Raw genomic sequence first — 25,770 nt, 5'->3', positions numbered from 1 at the left:
CGCACGGACAAAGCCGGATCGTGCGAACCGGAGCCGGCGGCGCGCGGCCGCGCCGCCGCCCCGCTTCGGATCACGCGCGCCCGAGATCCGCGAGCGGATGCGCGTCGCACTTCCACGGCGACGTCAGGAAATACCGGACCCGCTCGTCCTGCACTTCGACGAGCGACATCGGCGCCCAGCGCGGCCGGCGATCCTTGTCGACGAGATGCGCACGCACGCCTTCGCGAAAATCGCCGTCCTCGATCGCGCGCACGACGATCCCCAGCTCCATGCGGAACGATTCGGCCAGCGTCATCTGCCGGCCGCGCAGCAGCGCGCCGCGCGTGACTTCGAGCATCGTCGGCGAATGCGACGCGAGCGCATCGAGCGTCGCCTGAAGCCACTGGCGTTGCTCACGCGGCAACTCATCGCGCGCGAGATCGTGGCGCAGCGTCGCGACGATCCGCTCGACGCGCGAGCGCCGGTCGAAGTGGCGGACGATCCACGGCATCTGACTGTCGAGCGCCGCGTGCGGCACGATGTTGCATGGCGGCTCGAACACGGCCCGCAGCGCGCGCGGCGCGCCGTCCGACCAATCCGCGCGTTCGAGCCGCGTCTCGAACGTATCGAGCCACGACGACGGCACACAGAGGTCGGCAAGCCGCGCCGACAACGCGTCCGCCCCGGACAGCACCGCGCCCGTCAGCCCAATGTACAACGCCAGCTCGACCGGCAACTTCGCCAGGAAATGCGTCGCGCCGACGTCCGGCACGAAGCCGATGCGCGTCTCGGGCATCGCGATCCGGCTGCGCTCGGTCGACACGCGCAGCGCGGCGCCCTGCGCGAGCCCCATGCCGCCGCCCATCGTCACGCCGTCCATCAACGCGACGACAGGCTTCGCGAACGTATGCAGCGCATGGTCGAGCCGATACTCGTCGACGAAAAACGGCAGCCAATCGCGGCCGCCCGCGCCCGATGCGTGATATAGCGCACGCACGTCGCCGCCCGCGCAAAAACCTTTATCGCCCGCACCGCGCAGCACGATCGCGACGATCTCGCGATCGTCGCGGCATCGCTCGATCAGCGCGGCAAGCGCGCGCACCATCCCGTGCGACAGCGCATTGAGCGCGGCCGGCCGGTTCAGCGTGATCAGCGCGACGCGGTTCACGACGCGCATCAGCACGTCGCGCTCGGCATCGACGCCAGCCTCCACGGCGCGCGCGCCCTCCCGATTCGTCGGCAACGTGCTCATCGCAACTCGCCCCCCGTGCGCGGCTGCCATTGCGGCGGCCGTTTGCCGAGAAACGCCGCGACGCCTTCGCGCGGCTCGTCGCCGTCGAACAATGCGACGAAACGCTCGCGCTCGAGCGCAAGCGCCGCACTGCGCGGCACGCCTTGCCGCGCAAGACTGATCAGCGATTTCGCCGCGCCCACTGCGGCCGGGCCGAGCGCGGCAACGTGGCGGGCGAGCGCGAGCGCGGCGTCGCGCGCGCCGCCGGTCTCGACGACTTCCTCGACAAGCCCGATGCGCAACGCGGTATTGGCATCGACGCGCACGCCCGCGAGAATCATCCGTTTCGCCCAGCCTTCGCCGACGAGCCAGGGCAGCGTCTGCGTGCCGAGCCCGCACGGCGTCAGGCCGACCGACGGCTCGGGCAGCGCCATCTGCGCATGCCGCTCGGCGATGCGCATGTCGCACGCCAGCGCGCATTCGAGGCCGCCGCCCATCGCATAACCGTTGATCGCGGCAATCGTCGCGAAGCGCGCGTCGGCCAGCGTCTCGAACGCCGCGCCGAAACGTGCGGCCATCGTGCGCGCGGCGTCGTGACCGCCGCCGGCGAACGTGTTCAGATCCGCGCCCGCGCTAAAGAACTTCGGGCCGTCGCCCGTCACGACGAGCGCGCGCACGCGCGCATCGGCCTGCAGCCGTTCGAGCGTGCGTTGCAGTTGCAGGAGCCCGTGCGCGTCGAACGTGTTCGCGGATGGACGTTTGAGCGTGACGAGCGCGATCGCGCCGTCGTCGGCCAGATCAAGCTCGATCATCAGGCATCCTTCTTTTGTGCGGGGTGGTACAAGCGAATCACCGCCGAGAAATCCAGCTTGCCGTCGCCGCGGCTGCTCATCGTCTGATAAAGCTGCTGCGCGAGCGCGCCCAGATAGACAGGCTGCCTGACTTGGCGCGCCGCGTCGTTGGCCAGGCCGAGATCCTTCAGCATCAGGTCCGTGCCGAAGCCGCCCGTGTAGCCGCGCGACGACGGCGCGGCGTCGATCACGCCCGGATACGGGTTGTACGTGTCCGAACTCCAGCAGCGCCCGGTCGACGTGTTGATGATCCCGGCCAGCACCTTCGGATCGATGCCGAGCGCCGCGCCGAGCGCCATCGCCTCGGACACGCCCGCCATCGTGATTCCCAGCACGAGGTTGTTGCAGACCTTCGCGACCTGCCCCATGCCGGTCGCGCCGCAATGGACGATGTTCTTGCCCATCGCGGCAAGCACCGGTTTCGCGCGTTCGTAATCGGCGGCGGCGCCGCCCACCATGAACGTCAGCGTGCCGGCCGCCGCGCCGCCCGTGCCGCCCGACACCGGCGCGTCGGCGAACGCGCCGCCCGCCTCATGGACGAGCGTGCCGAACGCTTGCGCGCTCGCCGGATCGATGGTGCTCGAATCGATCACCATCGCGCCCGCGCCGAGGCCCGCGAGCACGCCGTCCGGCTGCGTGAGCACAGCGCGCACGTGCGCGGCCGCCGGCAGCATCGTGACGACGAACGCCGCGCCCGCCGCCGCGTCGCGCGGCGAGCCCGCGACTTGCGCGCCGCCGTCCTTGACGAGCCGCAGCGCGTCGTCGCTCAGGTCAAAAGCGTGCACGTCATGGCCCGCCTTGAGCAGATTGAGCGCCATCGGCGCGCCCATGTGACCCAGGCCGATAAAGCCGATTTTCATGATCGTCTCCCGAAGCGCTCAATGCAGACGGATCGTCGTGTTGACCGCAGGCACGCTCGCGTCGTCGTCGAACCAGCGCGCGGTCACCGTTTTCGTCTGCGTGTAGAACTGCACGACCTGCTTGCCGTATGGGCCGAGATCGCCGAGCTTCGAGCCGCGCGAGCCCGTGAAGCTGAAAAACGGCACCGGCACCGGAATCGGTATGTTGATGCCAACCTGGCCGATATCGATTTCGCTCTGGAATTTGCGCGCCGCCGCGCCGCTTTGCGTGAACAGGCCCACGCCGTTGCCGAACGGATTCGCGTTGACGAGCGCGATCGCGTCATCCAGCGTGTCGGCCGTCATCACGCACAACACCGGGCCGAAGATCTCGTTCGTATAGATCGACATCTGCGGCGTCACGTCCGCGAACACCGTCGGGCCGATGAAGTTGCCGTGCTCATACCCGGGCACGCTGACGCCGCGGCCGTCGAGCGCGAGCGTCGCGCCTTCTTTCACGCCCGCGTCGATGAAGCCGAGAATGCGCTCCTTCGCCGCGCGCGACACGACCGGGCCAACATCGGTGCCGGCCTCGGCGCCGGCGTTGACCTTCAACGTCTTCGCTTTCGCGACGATATCCGGCAGCCAATCGCGCGCGCTGCCGACGAGCACCGCCACCGACGTCGCCATGCAGCGCTGCCCCGCCGCGCCGAACGCCGCGCCAACGAGCGCATTGACGGTCTGCTCGCGGTTCGCATCGGGCAGCACCACCGCATGGTTCTTCGCGCCCATCATCGCCTGCACGCGCTTGCCATGCTCGCTGCCGAGCCGGTAGACATGCGTGCCGACGGCCGTCGAGCCGACGAACGACACCGCCTTCACGAGCGGATGCGTGCACAGCGCATCGACGACGTCCTTGCCGCCGTGCACGACGTTCAGCACGCCCGCCGGCACGCCGGCCTCGATCGCGAGTTCGACGAGCAGCATCGTCGACAGCGGGTCCTGCTCGGACGGCTTCAGCACGAACGTATTGCCGCAGACGATCGCCATCGGGAACATCCACAGCGGAATCATCGCCGGGAAATTGAACGGCGTGATGCCGACGCAAACGCCCAGCGGCTGACGCAGCGTATAGGTATCGACGCCGCCCGCGACGTTCTCCGCGAATTCGCCGAGCTGCAGCGTGCCGACCGAGCACGCATGCTCGACGACTTCGAGCCCGCGAAACACGTCGCCCTCGGCATCGGGCAGCGTCTTGCCCTGCTCCGCCGTCAGCGTCTTCGCGATGCGCGGCAGGTGCTCGCGCACCAGCGCCTGGAATTTCAGCATGATGCGCATGCGCGCCGAAATCGGCGTGTTCTTCCACGACGCGAATGCATGCTGCGCGGCGTCGATCGCCGCGTCGACCTCGGCGCGCGTCGCGAACGGCACGCGCGCGAGCAGCGCCTGCGTCGCCGGATTGACGACGTCGCGCCACTCGGTGGCGTGCGACTCGACGAATTCGCCGCCGACCAGCAGCTTGACGGTCGGCACGTGGTGCCCTTTTTGGGGCGACGGGGTTGCGTTCATCTCGAGATTCTCCTGTCCTGATATGCGCTGGTTTTCATCGTGACGATGGCCGCCGCGCGCATCGCGCGCGCGGGCCGGGGGTTGATGCATCGGCGCGGCGGCCGCTCACTGGCCGTGCGCCGCGAAATCCTCTTCCCGATATTCGCCGCTGATCCGGTTCGCCGCGTCGTCGCCGCGCTCCAGCTCGCGGCGGCGCAGCTCGACGCGGCGGATCTTGCCGGAGATCGTCTTCGGCAATTCGGTGAATTCCAGCCGCCGGATCCGCTTGTATGGCGCGAGCTTTTCGCGCGAAAAACGGAAGATGTCGCGCGCGAGCGCATCGCTCGGCTCGTAGCCCGCGCGCAGCGCGACGAACGCCTTGGCCACCGACAGCCTCACCGGGTCCGGGCTCGGCACGACGGCCGCCTCGGCAATCGCCTCGTGCTCGATCAGCACGCTTTCGAGTTCGAACGGACTCAGCCGGTAATCGGACGATTTGAATACGTCGTCCGCGCGGCCGACGTAGACGTAGTAGCCGTCGTCGCGGCGCAATGCGATATCGGAGGTGCGGTAATGACCGTCGCGCATCGCATGCGCGCTCGCCTCCGGATGATTCGCGTAGCCTTTCATCAGGCCGACCGGGCGCTCGGCGCCCGGCCCGAGCGGCAGCGCGATCTCGCCTTCGTTCGCGCTTGCGCCGTCCGCATCGAGCAGCGCGAGTACGTAACCCGGCATCGGCCGGCCCATCGAGCCCGGCACCACCGGCTGACCCGGCGGATTGCCGATCAGACAAGTCGTCTCGGTCTGCCCGTAACCGTCGCGGATCGTCACGCCCCAGGCGTGCTTCACACGCTCGATGATCTCGGGATTGAGCGGCTCGCCCGCGCCGACGATCTCGCGCAGCTTCACCGGATACGACGCAAGCGGCTGCTGAACCAGCATGCGCCAAACGGTGGGCGGCGCGCACATCGTCGTCACTTGGTAACGGACGAGCGCATCCAGCACGACCTTCGGCTCGAAGCGGGCGTAATTGAACGCGAACACGCACGCCTGCGCATTCCACGGCGCATAGAAGCAGCTCCACGCATGCTTTGCCCAGCCGGGCGAGCTGATGTTCCAGTGAACGTCGCCGGGTTGCAGGCCGACCCAGTACATCGTCGACAAACTGCCGACCGGATAGGTGCGGTGCGTATGCTCGACGAGCTTCGGCTTGGACGTCGTGCCCGACGTGAAGTACAGCAGCATCGGATCGTTCGCGTGCGTCGCGCCGTCGGGCTCGAATTCGGCGCTCGCCGCGTAGCCGTCCGCGAGCGACAACCATCCGTCGCGCGGCGCGCCTGCGATGATCTTCGTGACGTCCAGCTCCGGCTGCTCGAATTTCGCCGCCTCGTTTTCGTCGACGATTACATAGCGCGCGCCGCCGATCTGCACGCGATCGCGCACATCATCGGCCGACAATTGCGTCGTCGCGGGCAATACGACCGCGCCCAGCTTCATCGCGGCAAGCATGACGTCCCACAGTTCGACGCGGTTCGGCAGCATCAGCAGCAGCCGCTCGCCGCGCGTGACGCCGATGCCGCGCAGCCAATTCGCGATCCGCGCCGAGCGTGCCGACATCTGCGCGAACGAGTACTGCACGCCGTCGCCGGTTGCCGCATCGACGATCCACAGCGCCGGCCGGTCGTTGCCGCGCGCGATCGCGTCGAAATAGTCGAGCGCCCAATTGAACGTGTCGAGCACGGGCCATCTGAAATCGCGATAGGCGGTGTCGTAATCGGTGCGGTGGCGCAGCAGGAAATCGCGCGCTTCGACGAACGGCTGAGCTGTCATTGTGGTGTCTCCTGTGTCGGCGTGAGCGAGTGCGTCGCCCTTACTGCCGTCCCATGCATTGGTTGGCCGGAGTGCGTGCCCGCGCGCGTCCGCCGGCCGAGGTTGGTGCTGGAGCGTTGGCTCCGGTGCGGTGCGCAGCCGGCCGGCATCGGCCGCCGAGCGCGTGGACGACTAGGCTTCGGCCACGCCGGTGCGCTCTGCCACCGCCCGGCGTCGCCCAGCGCCCGCGGCGGCGCCCCGCCACGCACCGATCACGTCGTTGTTCGCGCGACGCTCGTCACAACTGCCTGGCGATCACCATCCGCTGCACTTCGCTCGTTCCTTCATAAATCTGCGTGATGCGTGCATCGCGATAATGCCGCTCGACGTCGTAATCGACGAGAAACCCATATCCGCCATGAATCTGAATCGCATCCGAGCACACCGCCTCGGCCATCTCGGAGGCGAACAGCTTCGCCTGCGACGCCTCCGACAAACACGGCAAGCCCGCCGTTCGCAGCCGCGCGGCGTGATGCGTGAGCAATCGTGCGGCGTTGATCTGCGTGGCCATGTTCGCGAGCTTTTCGGCGATCGCCTGATGATCGGCGAGCGCCTTGCCGAACTGGATGCGCTCGCGCGCGTAGCGGCGCGCTTTGTCGAACGCCGCGCGCGCGATGCCGACCGCCTGCGCGGCGATGCCGATGCGCCCGCCCTCGAGGTTCGACAGCGCGATCTTGAGCCCCTCGCCGCGCGCGCCGAGCAGATTTTCCTGTGGAATCGCGCAATGTTCGAGCGTGATCGGGCACGTATCCGATGCGCGGATCCCCATCTTTTTCTCGGGTTTGCCGACGATGAAGCCGGGCGTATCGGTCGGCACGAGAAACGCGGACAGCCCGCGCTTGCCCTGCTCCGGATCGGTCATGGCAAAAACGATCGCAAGACCCGCGCGCGCGCCGTTCGTGACGAACTGCTTGCTGCCGTCCAGCACCCATTGGCCGTCGCGCAACTGCGCACGCGTGCGCAGGTTGTGCGCCTCGGAGCCGGCTTGCGGCTCGGTAAGGCTGAACGCGGCAATGGTCCGGCCAGTCGCGAGATCGCGCAGCCAGCGCTCCTGCTGCGCCGGCGTGCCATAAGCGAGCAACGGCCCGCAGCCGACCGAGTTGTGCACGCTCATCAGCGTCGCGCATGACGCGCAACCCGCCGCCACCTCCTCGAGTGCCAGCGCATAGGCGACATAGTCGGTATACGCGCCGCCCCAGTCGGACGGCACGATCATCCCGAGCAAGCCAAGCTCGCCCATCTGCGCGACGACCGCATCGGGCAGATGCCCGTCGCGGTCCCATTGCGCGGCGTTCGGCGCGAGCACCTCGGCCGAAAACGCGCGCGCCGCGTCGAGAATCATCCGCTGATCGTCAGTGTAGAAATCGCCCATCGCTCGTGTGTCTCCTTGACGAGCCGCGTCGGATGCAGCCCGCAGCATGCGTTTTGTATCGATGAATCAAGTGTAGGCAACGCGCGGGCTCTGTTCGATGCTCGCAGCGCTCAATTACACTGAGCGTTTTTGCCATACCGCGCCCCGCGCGCCCGTCCGATGAAGCACGCGCAGAAAGGCACCGTTTCGATCGAACTCGTCAACACCAGCCTGGCGCTCGCACGGCGCCGCGGCGTCGCCGATGCGCCGCTGCTCGCGCACGCCGGCATTGCCGCCACGCTGCTCGCGTCGCCGCACGCGCGCGTGTCCGCGCGGCAATACGGCGCGTTGTGGAACGCAATCGCGCAGGCGCTCGACGACGAATTCTTCGGCCAGGACACGCACCCGATGCGCTGTGGTAGCTTCATTGCAATGAGCCAGGCCGCGCTCGGCGCGCGCAACGGCCTGCGCGCGCTCGCGCGCGCGGTCAACTTCATGCACTGCGTGCTCGACGATCTGCATGCGACGATCGATGCGACCCCCGAACGCGTGCGGTTGCGTTTTGTGCATCGCACCGCGCCGCACGCGAGCGAGCCGCCGCCGATGTTCACTTATGCGACCTACTTCGTGATCGTCTACGGCCTCACCTGCTGGCTGGTCGGACGGCGCATCCCGCTGTCGCACGCGAGCTTCCGGTGCGACGAGCCGCTCGCGGTCGACGAATACCGGCTGATGTTCTGCGACGACCTGCGCTTTCGCCAGCCCGAGTCATACGTCGATTTCGACCCCGCCTTCGCGACGCTGCCCGTCGTGCAGACCGCGAAAACGCTCAAGCCGTTCCTGCGCGACGCGCCTGCGAGCTTCATCGTCAAGTACCGCAATCCGCATGCGTTCGGCGAGCGCGTGCGCGCGGTGCTGCGCACGCTGCCGCCCACGGCATGGCCGAGCGCGCGCGCGCTCGCGGCGCGGCTGAACGTCGCCGAGGCGACGCTGCGGCGCAAACTGGCGCACGAAGGCCATTCGTATCAATCGATCAAGGATGCATTGCGCCGCGAGCTTGCCTATACGGCGCTCGCCGATCCGCGCCGCACGATTGCGGACATCGCCGCGACAGCGGGTTTCGCCGAGCCCAGCGCGTTTTATCGCGCATTTCGCAAATGGTGCGGCATGAGCCCGGCCGATTACCGCAGCAAGACCCATGGCAAGGCCGGCGCGACGCGCGGCGTTTCCCGCTTTCGCCGGAAAACGCCTACTCTTTAAGCACTGGGCGCACGCCCTTTCGACGGCGGGCGGCAACGGCACACCGTGCTGCCGCACCGCCGCCCGCCGATACTGCCATGCACACGCGTCGTTTTTTGCCGCGTCCGCCGGCGCGGCCCGGCACGCGGCCCGCACGAATCGCCCGCGCGGTCGTGCTCGTCGGCCTGCTACTCGCGTGCGCGGCCGCCGCCGCGCCCGACAAGCGCACCGGCAAGCCAAGCCCCGCTACGGCTGCCGTATCCGCCGCGGCCGTCAACCCGGCGAAGTGAAGTGAACGCAGCGACGTATTTCCGTGCCGCCGATCCGGCAAGGGATCAGCCGATGCGCGCCGGTCGTGCGTGCCGCTGCTCGACTTGGCCGCATGCCAGGCCCAGCGCTTCGGTCAGCCCGCCGCCGTCCCGGCCGGCATGATGCGACCCCGCTTTGCCCGCACTCACGCGCGGGATTGTGCCGCCGGATTAGTAAAAGTCCTCATCAGAAACTCCTCCCGTTCGCCGTCCGTTCATATAAGATTATTACATTGATCAATGTGACATTATTGAAGGTGGAAATGCTGGCCGCACCCCGCATGGCCGGCATTGCCATCCGGCACTCAAAGAATGGGAGACGACGTCATGGCCGAGCATACGCTGCCGGAAGTGCACCTCGAAGAACTCGAGCAATTCCGCTCCGTTCAGCAACTGGCGTATCGCTGCGTCGAAACCGTGGGCGAGATGCTGCGCCCCGGCATCACCGAGAAGGAAGCCGTGCGGCTGATGATCGAATGGGCACACGATCATGGCGTGCATGACTGGCTGCATAAGCCGTTTGCATGGTTTGGCGATCGCACCGCATTCGCTGAAGGCTTTTCCGGCGTGCGGCATCTCGGCGGCTTCAACCTCGCGTTCTTTCCCAGCGACCGCCAGCTCGAAGCCGACATGCCGGTGATTCTCGACGTCGCGCCCGTGGTCGACGGCATTGTCGCCGACGTCGGTTACGCGACCTGCATCGGCCACAACCCGATCCTCGAACAATTGCAGGACGATCTGATCGCGCATCGCGAACTGATCGTGCGCCTCGTGAAAGAGCGCCATACGCTGGCCGACGTCGCGCGCGAAGTCGACGCGCTGTGCCGCAAGCAAGGCGTCGAGCCGCGCCACAAGGCCTATCCGTTCAAGGTGCTCGCGCACCGTGTCGCGAAACTGCGCCATCTGTCGAAACCGCGCTTCGTCGCGCGCTTCGGCCTCAATTCGACGCGCAACCTGATGCTCGAGCAAACGCGCCAAGGCAAGGCGCAAGGCTGGTCGCCGCTATGGTCGATCGACGAGCGCTCCAATCACGCGCCGACGCCCGGCCTGTGGGCCGTCGAGCCGCACCTGGGCTTTGCCGGCGTCGGCGCGAAGTTCGAGGAGCTGCTGGTGATCACCGGCGACGACGCGTACTGGCTCGACGACGATCTGCCGCACGTGCGCCGCTGGAACGCGCGCCACGCAAACAGTGCGCTCGCGCATGACGCGGCGGCATAACGCAGGCGCGGCAAGCGCGCGGCGCCGCCGCGCCGAGCCCGCCTCGAGCCCGGCCTCGCACCCCGTGCCAAGCCGCTTATCGCCCGACCCGACACCCGAACCAGACACGAACATGCAGCCCCTTTCCAACGAAGCGCCGCGCGCGTTGTTCGACGCGGCCCATACCGAAACGTCCGTGCCGGCCGGCGACGTCACGCTTGCCGCCAAGACCTGGGGCGACGCGTCGCGCCCGGCCGTCGTGCTGGTGCACGGCTATCCGGATAACAGCAGCGTCTGGCATGGCGTCGCGTCGATCCTCGCGCAGTCGTACTACGTGATCGCGTATGACGTGCGCGGCGCGGGCCTGTCGAGCGCGCCGCAACGCACGGCCGACTACCGGCTCGAGAAGCTCGTCGACGATTTCGCCGCGCTCATCGACGCGCTCGCGCCGAACCGCGCCGTGCACGTGATCGGCCACGACTGGGGCTCGATCCAGGGCTGGGAATTCGTCACCGAGCCGCGGCTCGCCGGCCGCATCCTGTCTTATACGTCGTGCTCCGGGCCGAACCTCGATCACGTCGGCTACTGGATGCGGCATCAGCTCGCGCATCCGTCGCCCGCGTCGCTCGCGCGGATCGGCAATCAGCTCGTGCGTTCGTGGTACGTCTACCTGTTTCACCTGCCGTTGCTGCCCGAACTGAGCTGGCGGCTGTGGCTCGCCCGCGCATGGCCGGCGCTGCTGCGCAGAATCGAGCGCACCACGATCGAGCCGCGCCCCACCCAGGCGGACGACGGCGCGCACGGCGTGCGTCTGTATCGCGCGAATTTCATCCGGCGCCTGTTCGCGCCGCGCGAGCGCTACGCGCACGCGCCCGTGCAAGTGATCGTACCGTTGCGCGACAAATACGTGAGCCCGGCGCTGTCCGCCGATCTCGCGCGCTGGGTGCCGCACTATTACCGCCGCGAAGTCGCCGAGCGGCACTGGATGCCGGTCGACCATCCCGAGCGTTTCGCGACGATCGCGCAAGAGCTGATCGAAGCCGTCGAGACCGGCACCGAGCCGCCCGCGCTCGCGCACGTGCGCCGCCGCAACGGCACGGGGCCGTTCTCCGGCAAGCTGGTCGTGATCACGGGCGCGGGCAGCGGCATCGGGCGCAGCGCGGCCGTCGAATTTGCCAAACAGGGCGCGTCGATCGTCGCCGTCGATATCGACGAGCAAGCGGCCGAGCGCACCGTGCATCTCGTGCAACTGCTGGGCGCCGACGCACACGCTCGGCGCGTCGACGTCGGTTCGCCCGACGAAATGGAAGCGCTCGCCAACTGGGTCGAAAACACGCTCGGCGGCGCGGACATTGTCGTCAACAACGCGGGCATCGGCATGGCGGGCGGCATCCTCGATACGTCCGCCGCGCATTGGGAGCGCATCCTGCGCGTGAATCTGTGGGGCGTGATTCACGGCTCGCGCCTGTTCGCGAAGCAGATGGCCGCGCGCGGCGCGGGCGGGCACATCGTCAATACCGCATCGGCCGCCGCGTTCGGGCCATCGCGCGACCTGCCCGCCTACGCGACGACGAAGGCCGCCGTACTGATGCTCTCCGAATGCATGCGTGCCGAGCTGGCGGACCATGGCATCGGCGTGAGCGCCGTGTGCCCCGGCTTCGCCGAAACGGGCATCATGGCCGCGACCCAATACGCGGGCGCGAGCGAGGCCGACGAAGCAAAGTTGCGCAAGCGCGCGACCAAGCTGTACCAGATGCGCGGGCTGAAGCCGGAAACCGTCGCCAAGGCAATAGCCGCTGCGGTGCTGCAAAACAAGCCCGTCGTCGCGATCGGCGCAGAGGCGCACGCGATGCGCTTCGTCGGCCGTTACATGCCGTGGCTCGGCCGGATGATCGCGCGCGTGAGCATGGCATCGCATTAACGGCAATGGCCAGATCAACGGAGGAGACATCGATGAATGCCCCGGAAAACCACTATCTGATCAAAGCACGACACGTCAAATTCGACTTCAGCAAAACGCCGATCCAATGGATCAAGGGCGATCCCGAAAGCACGCACATCATCAACACGCTGAACCTGCTGTTCCCGGAAGGCGAGCTGTGGTTCTGCCGCGTCTACAACAAGGCGCTGCCGCTCATCACCGATCCGGCGCTGCGAGCCGACGCCGAAGGTTTCCTGCGTCAGGAAGCCGTGCACTCGCGCTCGCACAACGGCGTGCTCAAGCACTATTACGAACGGCACGGCATCGATACGCAGCCGTTCACGCAGCGCGTGAACCGGCTGTTCACGAAACTGCTCGGCGAGGAGCCGTTCGGCCTGAAGATCGGCCATACGCGCTTCTGGCTGCGGCAGCAGCTCTCAGTCATCGCGGCGCTCGAGCACTTCTTCGGCTATCTCGGCAACTGGATTCTGCACGCGCGCGGGCTCGACGACGGCTCGGCCGATCCGGCGATCGTCGATCTGTTGCGCTGGCATGGCGCGGAAGAGGTCGAGCATCGGACCGTCGCATTCGACATCTACCGCCATCTCGGCGGCAACTACGTCGAGCGGTCGATTCACATGACGATCGTGATCGGAGTACTGCTGTACTTCATCGTCACGGGTTCGCGATTCATGTATAAGCGCGATCCGTCAGCGGGCTTCTACCCGGGCTTCGCAATCGCATGGTGGCTCGGCAAGCGGCGCAATCATCTGCCGTCGTTCGTGAAGACGATCGCCGCCGCGCTGCGCTATTACCGGCCGAGCTACACGCCGCACAACGAAGGCTCGACCGAGGAAGCGCTCGCGTATCTCGCGCGCTCTCCCGCCGCTCAAGCCGCCGCACACGGCGGTAATTGGGGTGCGCAAAAACCGGCGGCATCGTGACGGCATGCGGCGTCACGCGGATAACGACAAAGCGCCCGCCTGATGCCCGTGCTCGACAACGACTTGGCGGCCCGGCCGCATTCCGCCGGCGCACAGCCTGCGTGCGCTAACGCGCCCGGCCAGGAAAAAAGTTAGGAAATCAGATAGATGCCGCCGCGAGTGCGCAGCGTGTGTGTAGCGGGCGGCAATGGAGCGGCGTTACGCGCGATCGTCAGGATCGCTATCGATGCGATGCGATGCGGCGCAAGCGCGGCGCCGTGAAAAACATCAGCGCGGCAAGCAAGTCTACGGAAAGGAAACGGCGGCATGCCCGTCAAAACGGCGCGCGCGGCGAACCGGCTTGCGCCGTTCGCCGCGAATCGCGCCCACGGCATTACGTGCTCGCCGCCAGCCGCGGGCCCGGCGCCGCACCGCGCACGGCCGGCGGCTGTTCGTCGCCGGTCTTTTGCAACTGCGGCGGCTGCGTGCTTACCCAAGGATTGATGCCTTCCTTCTGCACTTCCTCGAGAAACGAAACGCGCGTGCGCCAATAGTCGGCTTGCAGCTTGGCATCGATAACCCGCTGTTCGGCCGCGAACAGTTCCATCCTTGCGGTCACGAGCATCGATGCGGCGGTCTTCTCTGGCGTGGGGGCGTGACGCAATGCCCATCGGCTTATCCAATTCAACATGCTTGCCTCCGTATGACGAACGAAATCGCTTTCGCGCGCAGGCGCACTGCCCGCACCATTGCGGTGCTTTCCGCTTCGCCATGACGATGGAAGGCACCGGCTTTCGCATCGCACCCCGTATTGGCGAAACCCCTGATGCGAGCACTTTCTCTATCCTAGTGAGTGAATCGAGATAATGCGATGACACCTTGCAATTTTTTACATAACGAAGCTATTTTATATAACTTTTTGCTATCCGTATCACGTTGAAAAATAAAGGAAATCCTCATTTCAATGACAATACCTCACCCAATGTCAATGAAGTTCATATCTCGAAAATATAAGCACTCCGTTAGTATTTGAAAATGCCCGCGCGCCATCCGGTTTTGCTTCGGCGCGGATGCCGCGCCTGCCTTTCAGCGGCCCGCTTCACCTGCTTGGCGGACGGCTTGCGGCATCATCGGCCGGCGCGCGGCCCGGCGCTCGGATCGTCCGGCCATCGATAGGCAAGCAAGCGCGAACGCGCATAAGCCAGCTCCCGCACCGCGCCTCGCTGGTTACCGCCGAACAAGTACAAAAAGTCGTCGTCGTGCCGCAGATAAAAGCCGACATGTCCTTTCCAGCTCGTCGGACGATCGCGCATCAGCACGACGATGCAGCCATAAACCGGCTCGGCGAGCGGCTGCCCCCATGCGAGCCACGAGCGGGCGAGCGCCGATCTGGTTCCCGCCACGCCGACACGCGCCAAGCACCAGTTGATGAACGACGAGCACCATGAAATCTTGTCGTCATAGCCGGCCAGATTCGTGCAACCGTTGTATTCGACGATGCGCGGGTTGGACGCGCCACGGCCGAAACGGCGCACGCCCGCCTCACCGAGCGCAACCGGCATCCATGCGGGATGATCCGCGCCAGTGTGCCCGTCATGCAGGCGCTGCACCGCGATGCGCTCCGGTTGCACCTGCCGCTGCGGCTGTCGAGTCACGGACATGAAGTGTTCTCCCACTGCGAATGAACGGTTATCCGGCAAGCCGCCGTTGCATCGACGATTCACGGCCGCACACGCGATGCCGCGCTCGCGCCGGCGGGCCACGCAAGACGCCGTGCCGGCGACGACGCGCCGCGCACGCACCTCCTCGCCGACACTATATCGTCCGGCGTATCTCAGCTATTACAATCCGCCGTTGGCCGGCCAATAGTAGCTGGTTACAGTACGCCCCACCGCACGGCCAACGACCACTCGCTTTCATTCAGCACACGACATCACGACCGGAGAACGCCTCCATGGAATCGATCAAACGGTATTTCGGCTTCGCGCAAGCCGGCACCGACCTACGCACCGAAATACTCGCGGGCGTCACCACCTTCCTGACGATGGCCTACATCATCTTCGTCAACCCGGCGATCCTTGGCGATGCAGGCATGCCGAAGGAATCCGTGTTCGTCGCAACCTGCCTCGTCGCCGCGATCGCATCGGCGATCATGGGTCTGTATGCGAACTACCCGATCGCGTGCGCGCCCGGCATGGGCCTCAATGCATATTTCGCATACGCCGTCGTCAAGGGCATGGGTTTCACGTGGCAAGCCGCGCTCGGCGCGGTGTTCGTCTCAGGCTGCCTGTTTCTGGTCGTCACGCTGTTCCGCGTGCGCGAAGTGATCATCAAGGGCATTCCGACATCGCTGCGAATCTCGATCAGCGCGGGGATCGGCCTTTTCCTCGGCATCATCTCGCTGAAAACGGCGGGGGTCATCGTCGGCAACCCGGCAACGCTCGTCACCCTCGGCGACCTGCACAAGCCCACCACGATCCTCGCGATCATCGGCTTTTTCGTCATCGTCACGCTCGACTACCTGCGCGTGCGCGGCGCCATCCTGATCGGCATCATCAGTGTGACAGTGTTGTCGTTCTTCTTCGGCGGCAACCAGTTCCACGGCATCTTCTCGGCGCCGCCGTCGATCGACGCGACGCTCTTCAAGCTCGACATCGGCGCCGCGCTGTCGACCGGCATCGTCAACGTGATCCTCGTGTTCTTCCTGGTCGAGCTGTTCGACGCGACCGGCACGCTCATGGGCGTGGCCAACCGCGCGGGCCTGCTCGTCGAAGGCAAGATGGACCGGCTCAACAAGGCGCTTCTCGCCGACAGCACCGCGATCGTCGCGGGCTCGCTGCTCGGCACGTCGTCGACGACCGCGTACATCGAAAGCGCCTCCGGCGTGCAGGCGGGCGGGCGCACCGGCGTCACCGCGCTGACGGTTGCCGCGCTGTTCATCGCCTGCCTGTTCATCGCGCCGCTCGCGGGCGTCGTGCCCGGCTACGCCACGGCGCCGGCGCTGCTGTACGTGTCGTGCCTGATGCTGCGCGACATGGTCGACGTGCCGTGGGACGATGCGACGGAAGCGGTGCCCGCCGCGCTCACCGCGCTGCTGATGCCGTTCACATACTCAATCGCGAACGGTATCGCATTCGGCTTCATTGCTTACGCCAGCCTCAAACTGCTGACGGGGCAGGCCAAGCAGGTGAAACTGATCGTCTGGATCATCGCCGCGGTCTTTCTGTTCCGTTATTTCTATCTCGCGGCCGAATAAGCCCCGGCTTCGGCGCGGCGCCGGTACTTCTGCGCCGTCGCGCACCATCCCCGGCCGCAAGCGGCGCCCGGCAAAAAAACGGCGGCCGCCGTGGCGATCCCGCGCAACGCGTGCCGCGCGCGCCGCCGGCGCGCGCCACGCCGATATTCCAAACACGTGCTACCGCACCAACGAAAAGCGCCGCTCGCGGCGGCGCTTCTTGCCTGCATCGGCGCAATCCGATCTAGCCCCGGTTCGCCTCGTAAAACCGCACATACCCGCTTCTCAACACCACACACTGCGCGCGCGTCTCGGATAGCAGGCGCCGCGCCGCCGCCTCGATGCGCTGCCGGTGCGCGTCGAACGCGCCAACCATGTCTTCGAAACGCGGCGAAGCCGCGCCGAAATGATCCTCCATCGCCTCGGCAGTGATGTGGCATTGAATCGGCTCGCCGTCGACCATCGCCTTGAACGCGAGTGTCAATTCGCGTCCCGAATATTCGGGGGCATCGTTCATGAACTGGATTTGCATCGGAACCGCCTCTGCGTTAGCGTGAAGAGCCAACATCCGCTTGCCGTCGAACCTGCTCGAACTGCATGCGGGCCGACCGAAGCATACGGTGCGCGGCAAGCCGCGCACGCCAAGCGGCTTCGGTTGAATCCACTTTAGACGCTTTCCGGCGCGACACAAAATTTCGTCAAAAAAACGCTGCGCCCCCGCAAACGACGGCTCATTCGTCGGCGGATTGAACAGCTGGCGGCTTGACTTGAAACCGAACCCGCGTGCGGACGCACCGCCTGGCGGCCGAAACGCTTCGTCATGCGAATCAGGCATCGCCCCCCTATTGCTTTTCGTCCTTCGGCCACACGTTCAGCGCGACCGCGCACGCGGTTACCCCGAGCGCGATCGCCGCCGCACCGTAGTGCAATGCGGAGTCCTGATTGAACAACATTCCGTGGATCGCCACGGCGATGCCGGCCAATGCGACGAACGTCGCGATTGCCGCCAGCACCACTCTTAGTTCCGTCCGAACCATGATGCCTCCCCGAACGGATGCATGTCGCGGCACATGCGGGATGGCGGGATCAGGCGCGCTCGCCGGCCTTCGGATGCCGGGCAGCAGGCCGATCCGGGCAGGGCGCGACGCGTGCGCGCCCTGCTTTCATCATTGCAGGCCAGTAGGCAAAAGCAAGAAATATCCGTTCGATTGCATCCCGCGCCGCAGCAAATGGTCAGATGGTCGCGTATCGCGCGCCACGCTTGTATGATGACGCGTGCCCGTACCGCAACGCTCCCCGCAGCAGCGCGGCCGAGCGGGGAAAGCCAACCCCGTCCGCGGGCTTCATGGAGGCAAGCCATGCGTCAATCTTCCGTGCTGCCCGCCGTGGCAAGCCGCGTCGATCTTCTCGCGCAAGCGCACGCGCGCTCGATGTCGACTGGCCTGCGCGCGTCCGATCTGCCGGATTTTTCGCCGTTGTCTCGCGTCGCGCTACGCGGGCGGATCGACGCCAGTCAGTCGCTGTACACGCATGCACGCCCCGCGATGGATGCGCTGCACGCGCAGATCGCCGATACGCAAAGCCTCGTGCTGCTGACCGATTGCGACGGCGTGATCCTTCACAGCGTCGGCGACGCCGATTTCGTCGCGAAGGCCAAGCGCGTGGCGTTATGCCCCGGCGTTTCGTGGGCCGAAGGCGAGCGAGGCACCAATGCGATCGGCACCGCGCTTGCCGCCGGGCAGGCGCTCGCCGTCCACGGCAACGAGCATTTTCTGCAGGCCAATCACGTGCTCACCTGCTCGTGCGCGCCGATCGTCGATCCGTTCGGCCATATTCTCGGCGCGCTCGACGTCAGCGGCGATCCCCGCGGCTTCAGTCCGCATACGCTCGCACTCGTGAAGATGTCCGCGCAGTTGATCGAAAACCAGTTGTTCGCGAACCAATGCGCCGACGTGTTGCGCGTGCGGTTTCATGCGCACGGCGAGTTCGTCGATTCGCTGTTCGCGGGCCTCGTCGCGATCGATCCCAGCGGTGCGCTGATCGCGGCAAACCGCAGTGCGCAATTCCAGCTTGGCGCGAGTCTTCCCACGCTGCAGCAACGCAATTGCGAAGCGTTGTTCGGCGCGGCGTTCGCGACGCTCGTGCAACATGCGCGCGAGCCGCTCACATGCGTCACGCTGACGCTCGCAAGCGGCGTGCGCGTGCACGCGCGCTGTGAGTTCGCGCAAGCGCGGCGCACCGCAGTGACCGTGCCGGCCACCGCCACGCTGCCACCTGGCGCCGCCGATGCCGATTCCGACACGATCACGCTGGCGACGCTCGACACCGGCGACCCGCAAGTGGCCGCCGTGCTGCAGCGCATCAGCAAGGTGCGCGGCCGCGACCTGCCGGTGCTCGTGCTCGGCGAGACAGGCACCGGCAAAGAATGGCTCGCGCGTGCACTGCACCATGCGTCGCCGCGCAGCGACGGGCCGTTCGTCGCCGTCAACTGCGCGGCGCTGCCCGACACGTTGATCGAGGCGGAGCTGTTCGGTTACGAGGACGGCGCTTTCACCGGCGCGCGCAAGCGCGGCAGCACCGGCAAGATCGCGCAGGCCGACGGCGGCACGCTGTTTCTCGACGAGATCGGCGACATGCCGCTCGCGCAGCAGGTGCGGCTCGTGCGCGTGCTGCAGGAGCGCGCTGTGGTTCCGCTGGGCGGCACGCGGGCGCTGCCGGTCGACTTGCGCATCGTTTGCGCGACACACCGTGATCTGCGCGCGATGGTCGCAGACGGCACGTTCCGCGAGGATCTGTTCTACCGGATCAACGGGCTCGCCGTGACGCTGCCGCCGCTGGCCACGCGTACCGATCTGGAAACGCTGGTGGCACGCGTGCTGGCCCGGCTCGCTCGCCGCGAGCCGATGCCCACGCGCGTCTCGCCCGCGGCGCTCGCCGCGCTCGCGCGCTGCCGCTGGCCCGGCAATCTGCGCCAGTTGACGAACGTGCTGCGCACCGCCGGCATGTTCGCCGACGGCGCCGCGCAGATCGACGTCGAACACCTGCCCGACGATTTCTGGCTCGATTGCTCGTCGCCGATGCCACGGCAAACGGCAACACAACCGCATCCGGACGAATCCGCCGCTACGCTAACGCTGCAAGATCATCAAGCGGTGTTGATCGATGGTGCGCTCGCGCGGCATCGCGGCAACGTTTCGGCGGCCGCGCGCGAGCTTGGGCTGGCACGCAATACGGTTTACCGGCACCTGCGCAGACAGCGGCCAAGCCGTTGAGCGTTGGGTCCGCGAACGGCAGGCGTGCCGCCCCACCCGCCGGCGGCATCGGTTATCCTTGCGGCTTGTCCGCCCACCGAGCGCGCCACGCGCGCCCCACTGGCATGAGCGCATGGGAAGAACGCCGGCACCGGGTTCGCGTCGAGCCGCTCGGCGTCGATTTCGAAGCGCCCGAATCGCTGTCGCTGCTGGAAGCCGCCGGTTTTGCCGGCATATCGTTGCCGCGTTCGTGCCGCAACGGCACGTGCCGAACCTGCTTGTGCAGGCTGCGTGACGGAGCGATCAGCTATCGGATCGAATGGCCCGGCGTCAGCGCCGACGAAAAAGCGCAAGGATTGATCCTGCCCTGTGTGGCGATCGCCCGCTCCGATCTCGTCATCGAAGTGCCGGAAGCCGAGCGGCGATGAGCGGCCGCGCGTGAACCGGCGGCGGCGCATCGCCGGTCGGAGGCTTCGCCGTTGCCGGCGCATGGTCGGCACCGCAACGCCTCGCCGACAGCGCGCCGGCCGCCGCACGGGCACCGCCGTGAGACGCCGCAGCGAGCCCCGGTCTGCGAGGCCCGCCCCGCACCACGCTCACCCGCCGAGATACGCGCGCCTGATCTGATCGTTCGCGAGCAGATTCGCGCCGGTGTCCGCCAGCACCACCCGCCCCGTCTCCAGCACATAACCGCGATCGGCCACCTGCAGCGCCTTGTTCGCATTCTGCTCGACGAGAAACACCGTCACGCCCTCGTCGCGGATCGTGCGGATGATGTCGAAGATCTGCGCGATCACGAGCGGCGCGAGGCCGAGCGTCGGCTCGTCGAGCAACAGCAGACGCGGCCGGCTCATCAGCGCGCGGCCGATCGCAAGCATCTGCTGCTCGCCGCCCGACATCGTGCCCGCCCGCTGCCCCGAACGCTCCTTGAGCCGCGGAAACAGCCGGTAGACGTGCTCGATGCCCGCTTCGATCTCATCGCGGCTTGCAAAAAAACCGCCCATCTTCAGATTCTCGAGCACCGTCAGGCTCGGAAACACGCGCCGGCCCTCCGGCGAAATCGCGAGCCCCAGCCGCATGATTTCGTGTGTAGGCCGCCCGGTAATCTCCTCGCCTTCGAACAGCACACGCCCGCTCGACGCGCGCGGCGTGCCGCACACCGTCATCATCAGCGTCGTCTTGCCCGCGCCGTTGCTGCCGATCAGCGTGACGATCTCGCCCTTGTTCACTTCGATCGACACGCCCGACAGCGCCTCGACCGCGCCGTAATGCGTGTGGACCTGCTCCAGCTTCAGCATCACTCCTCTCCCAGATAGGCCTTGATCACGCGCGGATCGTTACGCACTTCATCGGGCTTGCCGATCATGATCGGCCGGCCGTGCTCCATCACCAGAATGCGATCGGAGACGCCCATCACGAGACTCATGTCATGCTCGATCAACAACACCGCGACGCCGAACTCGCGACGCAGCCGGTCGATCAATTGCTGAAGCTCGACTTTCTCCTGCGGATTCAACCCGGCGGCCGGCTCGTCGAGCATCAGCAGGCGCGGGTTCGTGATCATGCAACGCGCGATTTCCAGGCGGCGCTGATGGCCGTACGACAACGTGCCTGCGGGCCGGTTCGCGACCGCCGTCAGTTGCATCCGTTCGAGCCACGCTGCCGCCTGCGCCAACGCGTCGCGCTCCGCGCGCCGGTAGGCCGGCGTCGCGAACAATCCGTGCAGCAGCCCCGGCTTCACTTGCCGATGCTGCGCGACGAGCAGGTTCTCGACGACCGTCAGCGACTTGAACAGGCGAATGTTCTGGAACGTCCGCACGAGTCCCTTGCGCGCGACCTGATGGCTCGGCAAGCCGCCGATCGCCTGGCCGTCGAGCACGACGCTGCCGCCCGTCGGCCGATAAAACCCGCCGATGCAATTGAACACCGTCGTCTTGCCCGCGCCGTTCGGTCCGATGATTGCAAACACCTCGTCGCTGAACACGTCGAAACCGACGCCATCCACCGCGAGCAGGCCGCCGAAACGCATCTGCAACCCGGACACCTTCAACATCTCGGTCGTCACGCTCATTGCGGCAACTCCACGTGCGGACGGCTCGCCGGCAGCAAACCTTGAGGACGCCACATCATCATCAACACCATCACGAGGCCGAACATCAGCATCCGGTATTCGGCGAACCCGCGCGCGACCTCCGGCAGCACGGTCAACAGGATCGCGGCCAGAATCACGCCGAGTTGCGAGCCCATCCCGCCCAGCACGACGATCGCGAGAATCAGCGCGGATTCGATGAACGTGAACGACTCGGGATTCACGAGCCCCTGACGCGCCGCGAAGAACGCGCCGCCGATGCCCGCGAACGACGCGCCGAGCGTGAACGCCGACAGCTTGATGCGCGTCGGGTTGAGTCCGAGCGAACGGCATGCGATCTCGTCGTCGCGCAACGCTTCCCACGCACGGCCCATCGGCATGCGGATCAGCCGGCCCGTCACGAACAGCGTGAAGCAGACGAGCACGAGCGCAAGCAGATACATGAAGATCACAACGTGCTCGCTGCTGTATTCGAGCCCGAGCAGCTCATGAAACGTTCTCGCGCCATCGACGCTCGCGGTGCGCGCCATCTCGAAGCCGAACACCGTCGGCTTCGGGATATCGGAGATCCCGTCCGGGCCGCCCGTGATGCTCGTCAGATTGTTCGCAAGCAACCGGATGATCTCGCCGAAGCCGAGCGTGACGATCGCCAGGTAGTCGCCGCGCAGCCGCAGCACCGGGAAGCCCAGCAGAAAACCGAACGTTGCCGACGCGAGCGCCGCGAGCGGCAGGCATTGCCAGAACGTGAAGCCGAAGTAATGGTTGAGAAGCGCATACGTATAGCCGCCGACCGCGTAGAAACCAACGTAACCGAGATCGAGCAGCCCCGCGAAACCGACGACGATGTTCAGCCCGAGGCCGAGAATCACGTAGATGAGCGCGAGCGTCGCGACATCGATCGCGCCGCGCGAGCCGAAAAACGGCCACACGAAGCCGAGCGCGATGAGCGCCCAGATGACGACGCGCTGCTGCCGCGCGCCGAGCGGCGGCATCGCGGGCACACGCACTGCAGCCTTCGCGCGCGCGATCGCCGGCTGGAACAACTGGAACAGAAACACCGCGCCGACCGCGATCCAGACCGGCCGCCAGTGCGCGTCGAGCACGACCTGATAGCCGTCGAGCTTCAATTGCAGGCCGAGGATCGGCACCGTGAGGATCGCCGTCAGCACGGCGGCGAATACAGCGTGCTTGAGCGTCTGGCCCGGCGCGCCGGCGCCCGGGCGGCGAAGAGTAGTCGCTTGATTCATGGACAATCTCAAACCTTTTCGATGTCCGACTTGCCGAGCAGGCCAGTCGGGCGGAACAGCAGGATCAGCACGAGGAGGCCGAAGGCGACCACGTCCTTATACTCGGCGGGCATGTAGCCCGACGCGAAAGTCTCCGCAAGGCCGAGCAGCACGCCGCCCAGCATCGCGCCGGGAATACTGCCGATGCCGCCCAGCACGGCTGCCGTAAATGCCTTGATCCCCGCGACAAAGCCGATATAAGGATTGAGCTTGCCGATCGTCAGCCCGATCAGCACACCGCCGACCGCGGCGAGCATCGCGCCGAGCACGAACGTAAACGAGATCACGCGGTTCGTGTCGATACCGAGCAGGTTCGCCATGCGCATATCCTCGGCGCATGCGCGGCACGCGCGCCCCATGCGCGAATGCGCGATGAACAGCGTGAGCGCGATCATCAGCACGACCGTCACGCAGACGATCAGCAAACGCGCGTATGGCACCGTGACGTCGAAATTGCCGCCCAGATGGATATCGAACGCGCCGGAGATCAGCACCGGCACCGACACGTCGCGCGCGCCCTGGCCGATCTGGATATAGTTCTGAAGAAAGATCGACATGCCGATCGCCGAGATCAGCGGGACCAGGCGCGGGCCGCCGCGCAACGGCCGATAGGCGACGCGCTCGACCGCGAATCCGTAAGCGCCCGTCACGATGACCGATACCACGAGCGCCGCGCCGAGCACGAGCGGCAACGGGTAACCGGCGGACGTGCCGATCGCCGTGAGCGTCACGAGGCCCACGTATGCGCCGATCATATAGATCTCGCCGTGCGCGAAATTGATCATGCCGATGATCCCGTAGACCATCGAGTAGCCGATCGCGATCAATGCATAGATCGCGCCCAGCGTCAGGCCGTTGACGAGCTGCTGGGCAAACTGCGGAAAGAATTCATTCATGCGGGAAATCCCGGTTCGCGCCGGCGCGCCGCAGCATCACCGCTCATGGAGCGACCCCGCCCGCGGCGCACGAACGCCCGATCTCGACACACCCGCCGCGGCGGCCACAGCTCATGCGATGGCGCCGTCGGGCCACCGCCAATGCGCGCCGCCCCGCGCGAATTTCCGGCGGGGCGGACCTAGGCCCGGGCGGGCAGATGCTCCGTTTTAATTGACGGCCGTCTTGGTCGCGTCTTTATGCCATTTGTAGACCACGAACTTGAACGCTTTCAGGTCGCCCTGCGCGTCATACGACACCTTGCCGATCGGCGTGTCGAAGTTGTGCTGGTGGATATAGGCGGCGACCTTCGTCGGATCCGTCGATTTGGCGCCGACGATCGCATCGGCAATGATCTTGACCCCCGAGTACGCCGGCATCTGGAACGGGCCGTTCGGATCGCGCTTTTTGTCGGCGAACGCCTTCACGATCGCTGCGTTGGCCGGATCGGCCGAGAAATCGGCCGGCAACGTGACGAGCATCCCTTCGGACGCCGGCCCGGCGATCGCGGTCACGTCCTTGTTGCCGACGCCCTCCGGCCCCATGAACTGCGCGTTCACGCCCTGCTCGCGCGCCTGGCGCATCAACAGGCCCATCTCCGGGTGATAGCCGCCGAAGTATACGAAGTCGACGCCCTGCGATTTCAGCTTCGTGACGATCGCCGAGTAGTCCGAATCACCCGCGTTGATCCCCTCGAAGAGCACGACCGGAATCTTCGCGGCTTCGAGATCGCGCTTCACCGACGTCGCGATGCCCTGACCATACGATTGCTTGTCGTGCAGCACCGCCACCTTCTTCGGCTTGACCTTTGCGATGATGTACTGCGCGGCGGCCGGCCCCTGCTGATCGTCGCGGCCGATCGTGCGGAAGATGAACTTGCGCTTCTTGCCTTCGGTGAGCTGCGGCGCGGTTGCCGACGGCGTGATCATCACGATCCCTTCGTTCTCGTAGATATCGGACGCGGGAATCGTCGAACCCGAGCACACGTGGCCGATCACGTATTTGATCTTCTGGCTGACGATCTTGTTCGCCACTGCCACCGCCTGCTTCGGCTCGCACGCGTCGTCGATCAGCACGGCCTCAAACTTATTGCCGCCCGCGCCGCCTGCCGCGTTGATTTGCTCGATCGCCGTGAGCGCGCCGGCCTTGACCATGTCGCCGTACTGCGCGACCGAGCCGCTGAGCGGACCGGCGATGGCGATTTTCACGGTTTCCGCATGAGCGGCCGCGCCGGCGGCAACGAGCATCGCGGCGACGGAAAGGGTCGAAAGACGGAACAAAGTCATCAGGAGCTCCTCGATTGGTTTAGTCATACGGGCAAGGCAGCATGACTTGCGCAATCGAACAACACCCGTGGACGAGACGGCTGAAACGTCCAAGCGGAAAGACGGACCTGCAGAAGGAAAGTGTTCGCGGGGCCCGGCTGTGTCGATCTTCCGCAATGGAAGACCTTGGTTCGGAAAGACAACGTGATGCGTCTTGTATTGCGCAAGCGTTTCGCCTGCCCCGCTTACCAGGCCGCACGCCGGACGGATACACCGGCAGCCGCAGGTAAGGCAGGCGAGATTATAGGATCGTTTCTGCCCCATCAGATCAGATTCGCCGGCGAATCAGGGAAAATACGCAGCCGCCCGGCCCCTGCAATCGCATTCGATTGTTTCCGAATCGACAAAAAGTAATTTGACCTAAGCAGGATGTTTTTTCCCGGCGAGCCCGCTTA

The 25,770-nt window shown here is 66.2% G+C and carries 23 protein-coding genes; 8 read left to right on the top strand and 15 right to left on the bottom strand.

The features are described from left to right. Positions 1 to 70 precede the first annotated feature (70 nt). The 6 genes from AQ611_RS18740 to AQ611_RS18715 form a co-directional block, all read right to left on the bottom strand. Entirely contained in the window at positions 71 to 1,231 is a 1,161-nt protein-coding gene (locus AQ611_RS18740) for an enoyl-CoA hydratase/isomerase family protein (protein WP_069236388.1), read from the bottom strand. Further along, the gene (locus AQ611_RS18735) at positions 1,228 to 2,022 is read right to left on the bottom strand and encodes an enoyl-CoA hydratase (protein ID WP_069235648.1); all 795 of its coding nucleotides are present in this window, start codon (positions 2,020 to 2,022) and stop codon (positions 1,228 to 1,230) included. Before AQ611_RS18735 ends, AQ611_RS18740 begins: the two co-directional genes overlap by 4 nt. Next, complete coding sequence (mmsB, locus tag AQ611_RS18730; protein WP_069235647.1) at positions 2,022 to 2,921, bottom strand: 3-hydroxyisobutyrate dehydrogenase; 900 nt, start codon at positions 2,919 to 2,921, stop codon at positions 2,022 to 2,024. The genes AQ611_RS18735 and mmsB overlap by 1 nt, the downstream gene beginning before the upstream one ends. Before the next feature lie 18 nt (positions 2,922 to 2,939). Next, entirely contained in the window at positions 2,940 to 4,469 is a 1,530-nt protein-coding gene (locus AQ611_RS18725) for a CoA-acylating methylmalonate-semialdehyde dehydrogenase (protein ID WP_069236387.1), read from the bottom strand. Positions 4,470 to 4,574: 105 nt separating this feature from the next. Next, a complete protein-coding gene (locus AQ611_RS18720) occupies positions 4,575 to 6,278 on the bottom strand; it encodes an AMP-binding protein (RefSeq protein WP_059514765.1) in 1,704 nt (567 codons plus the stop codon). Positions 6,279 to 6,555: 277 nt separating this feature from the next. Beyond that, positions 6,556 to 7,689 carry an acyl-CoA dehydrogenase family protein gene (locus AQ611_RS18715; protein ID WP_059514767.1) on the bottom strand — a complete coding sequence of 378 codons (1,134 nt, stop codon included), beginning with the start codon at positions 7,687 to 7,689 and terminating at the stop codon, positions 6,556 to 6,558. Between the two features lie 159 nt (positions 7,690 to 7,848). Here AQ611_RS18715 and AQ611_RS18710 point away from each other — a divergent pair, with 159 nt between their 5' ends. The 5 genes from AQ611_RS18710 to AQ611_RS18690 all read left to right on the top strand — a co-directional run bounded on the left by AQ611_RS18710 (position 7,849) and on the right by AQ611_RS18690 (position 13,277). Next, positions 7,849 to 8,928: an AraC family transcriptional regulator gene (locus tag AQ611_RS18710; RefSeq protein ID WP_069235646.1), complete on the top strand. Its 1,080-nt coding sequence runs from the start codon at positions 7,849 to 7,851 to the stop codon at positions 8,926 to 8,928. A gap of 77 nt (positions 8,929 to 9,005) precedes the next feature. Further along, positions 9,006 to 9,197, top strand: coding sequence for a hypothetical protein (locus AQ611_RS18705; RefSeq protein ID WP_069235645.1), 192 nt, complete (start codon positions 9,006 to 9,008; stop codon positions 9,195 to 9,197). Between the two features lie 345 nt (positions 9,198 to 9,542). After that, the gene (locus AQ611_RS18700) at positions 9,543 to 10,433 is read left to right on the top strand and encodes a M24 family metallopeptidase (protein WP_069235644.1); all 891 of its coding nucleotides are present in this window, start codon (positions 9,543 to 9,545) and stop codon (positions 10,431 to 10,433) included. A gap of 112 nt (positions 10,434 to 10,545) precedes the next feature. Continuing rightward, positions 10,546 to 12,333 (top strand): SDR family oxidoreductase, encoded by a 1,788-nt coding sequence (locus AQ611_RS18695; protein ID WP_059514775.1) that lies wholly within the window; start codon positions 10,546 to 10,548, stop codon positions 12,331 to 12,333. A 32-nt stretch (positions 12,334 to 12,365) separates the two neighbouring features. Beyond that, positions 12,366 to 13,277, top strand: a complete 912-nt coding sequence (locus AQ611_RS18690; RefSeq protein WP_069235643.1) for a metal-dependent hydrolase — start codon at positions 12,366 to 12,368, stop codon at positions 13,275 to 13,277. Positions 13,278 to 13,650: 373 nt separating this feature from the next. On the opposite strand, the gene AQ611_RS18680 is transcribed toward AQ611_RS18690, so the two are convergent. Continuing rightward, positions 13,651 to 13,947, bottom strand: coding sequence for a hypothetical protein (locus tag AQ611_RS18680; RefSeq protein WP_059514782.1), 297 nt, complete (start codon positions 13,945 to 13,947; stop codon positions 13,651 to 13,653). A gap of 436 nt (positions 13,948 to 14,383) precedes the next feature. After that, entirely contained in the window at positions 14,384 to 14,818 is a 435-nt protein-coding gene (locus AQ611_RS18675) for an NlpC/P60 family protein (protein ID WP_231936083.1), read from the bottom strand. Between the two features lie 392 nt (positions 14,819 to 15,210). On the opposite strand from AQ611_RS18675, the gene AQ611_RS18670 reads away from it, so the two are divergent. Continuing rightward, positions 15,211 to 16,512, top strand: coding sequence for an NCS2 family permease (locus tag AQ611_RS18670; RefSeq protein WP_059514785.1), 1,302 nt, complete (start codon positions 15,211 to 15,213; stop codon positions 16,510 to 16,512). 223 nt (positions 16,513 to 16,735) lie between these two features. On the opposite strand, the gene AQ611_RS18665 is transcribed toward AQ611_RS18670, so the two are convergent. Together AQ611_RS18665 and AQ611_RS18660 are read right to left on the bottom strand one after the other, a co-directional pair. Next, positions 16,736 to 17,023 carry a DUF1488 family protein gene (locus tag AQ611_RS18665; protein WP_059514787.1) on the bottom strand — a complete coding sequence of 96 codons (288 nt, stop codon included), beginning with the start codon at positions 17,021 to 17,023 and terminating at the stop codon, positions 16,736 to 16,738. 310 nt (positions 17,024 to 17,333) lie between these two features. Next, positions 17,334 to 17,528, bottom strand: coding sequence for a DUF2964 domain-containing protein (locus AQ611_RS18660; protein WP_059514789.1), 195 nt, complete (start codon positions 17,526 to 17,528; stop codon positions 17,334 to 17,336). Between the two features lie 321 nt (positions 17,529 to 17,849). On the opposite strand from AQ611_RS18660, the gene AQ611_RS18655 reads away from it, so the two are divergent. Both AQ611_RS18655 and AQ611_RS18650 read left to right on the top strand, forming a co-directional pair. Further along, positions 17,850 to 19,763 (top strand): sigma-54-dependent Fis family transcriptional regulator, encoded by a 1,914-nt coding sequence (locus AQ611_RS18655; protein ID WP_059514791.1) that lies wholly within the window; start codon positions 17,850 to 17,852, stop codon positions 19,761 to 19,763. Positions 19,764 to 19,867: 104 nt separating this feature from the next. Next, positions 19,868 to 20,170, top strand: a complete 303-nt coding sequence (locus AQ611_RS18650) for a 2Fe-2S iron-sulfur cluster-binding protein (RefSeq protein WP_069235641.1) — start codon at positions 19,868 to 19,870, stop codon at positions 20,168 to 20,170. Positions 20,171 to 20,338: 168 nt separating this feature from the next. On the opposite strand, the gene AQ611_RS18645 is transcribed toward AQ611_RS18650, so the two are convergent. From AQ611_RS18645 to AQ611_RS18625, 5 genes are all read right to left on the bottom strand, one after another. After that, positions 20,339 to 21,040, bottom strand: a complete 702-nt coding sequence (locus AQ611_RS18645; RefSeq protein WP_059514795.1) for an ABC transporter ATP-binding protein — start codon at positions 21,038 to 21,040, stop codon at positions 20,339 to 20,341. Continuing rightward, positions 21,040 to 21,813 (bottom strand): high-affinity branched-chain amino acid ABC transporter ATP-binding protein LivG, encoded by a 774-nt coding sequence (gene livG / locus AQ611_RS18640; protein WP_059514798.1) that lies wholly within the window; start codon positions 21,811 to 21,813, stop codon positions 21,040 to 21,042. The genes AQ611_RS18645 and livG overlap by 1 nt, the downstream gene beginning before the upstream one ends. Beyond that, a complete protein-coding gene (locus AQ611_RS18635) occupies positions 21,810 to 23,078 on the bottom strand; it encodes a high-affinity branched-chain amino acid ABC transporter permease LivM (RefSeq protein WP_069235640.1) in 1,269 nt (422 codons plus the stop codon). Before AQ611_RS18635 ends, livG begins: the two co-directional genes overlap by 4 nt. 8 nt (positions 23,079 to 23,086) lie before the next feature. Then, positions 23,087 to 24,013 (bottom strand): high-affinity branched-chain amino acid ABC transporter permease LivH, encoded by a 927-nt coding sequence (livH, locus tag AQ611_RS18630; protein ID WP_059514802.1) that lies wholly within the window; start codon positions 24,011 to 24,013, stop codon positions 23,087 to 23,089. Between the two features lie 207 nt (positions 24,014 to 24,220). Then, entirely contained in the window at positions 24,221 to 25,336 is a 1,116-nt protein-coding gene (locus AQ611_RS18625; protein WP_059514804.1) for a branched-chain amino acid ABC transporter substrate-binding protein, read from the bottom strand. Positions 25,337 to 25,770 lie beyond the last annotated feature (434 nt).

The organism is Burkholderia singularis, assembly GCF_001718875.1.
GTDB lineage: Bacteria > Pseudomonadota > Gammaproteobacteria > Burkholderiales > Burkholderiaceae > Burkholderia > Burkholderia singularis.
Note: the sequence above shows the minus strand (reverse complement) of the source record. Positions and strands in the feature narration are given on the sequence as shown.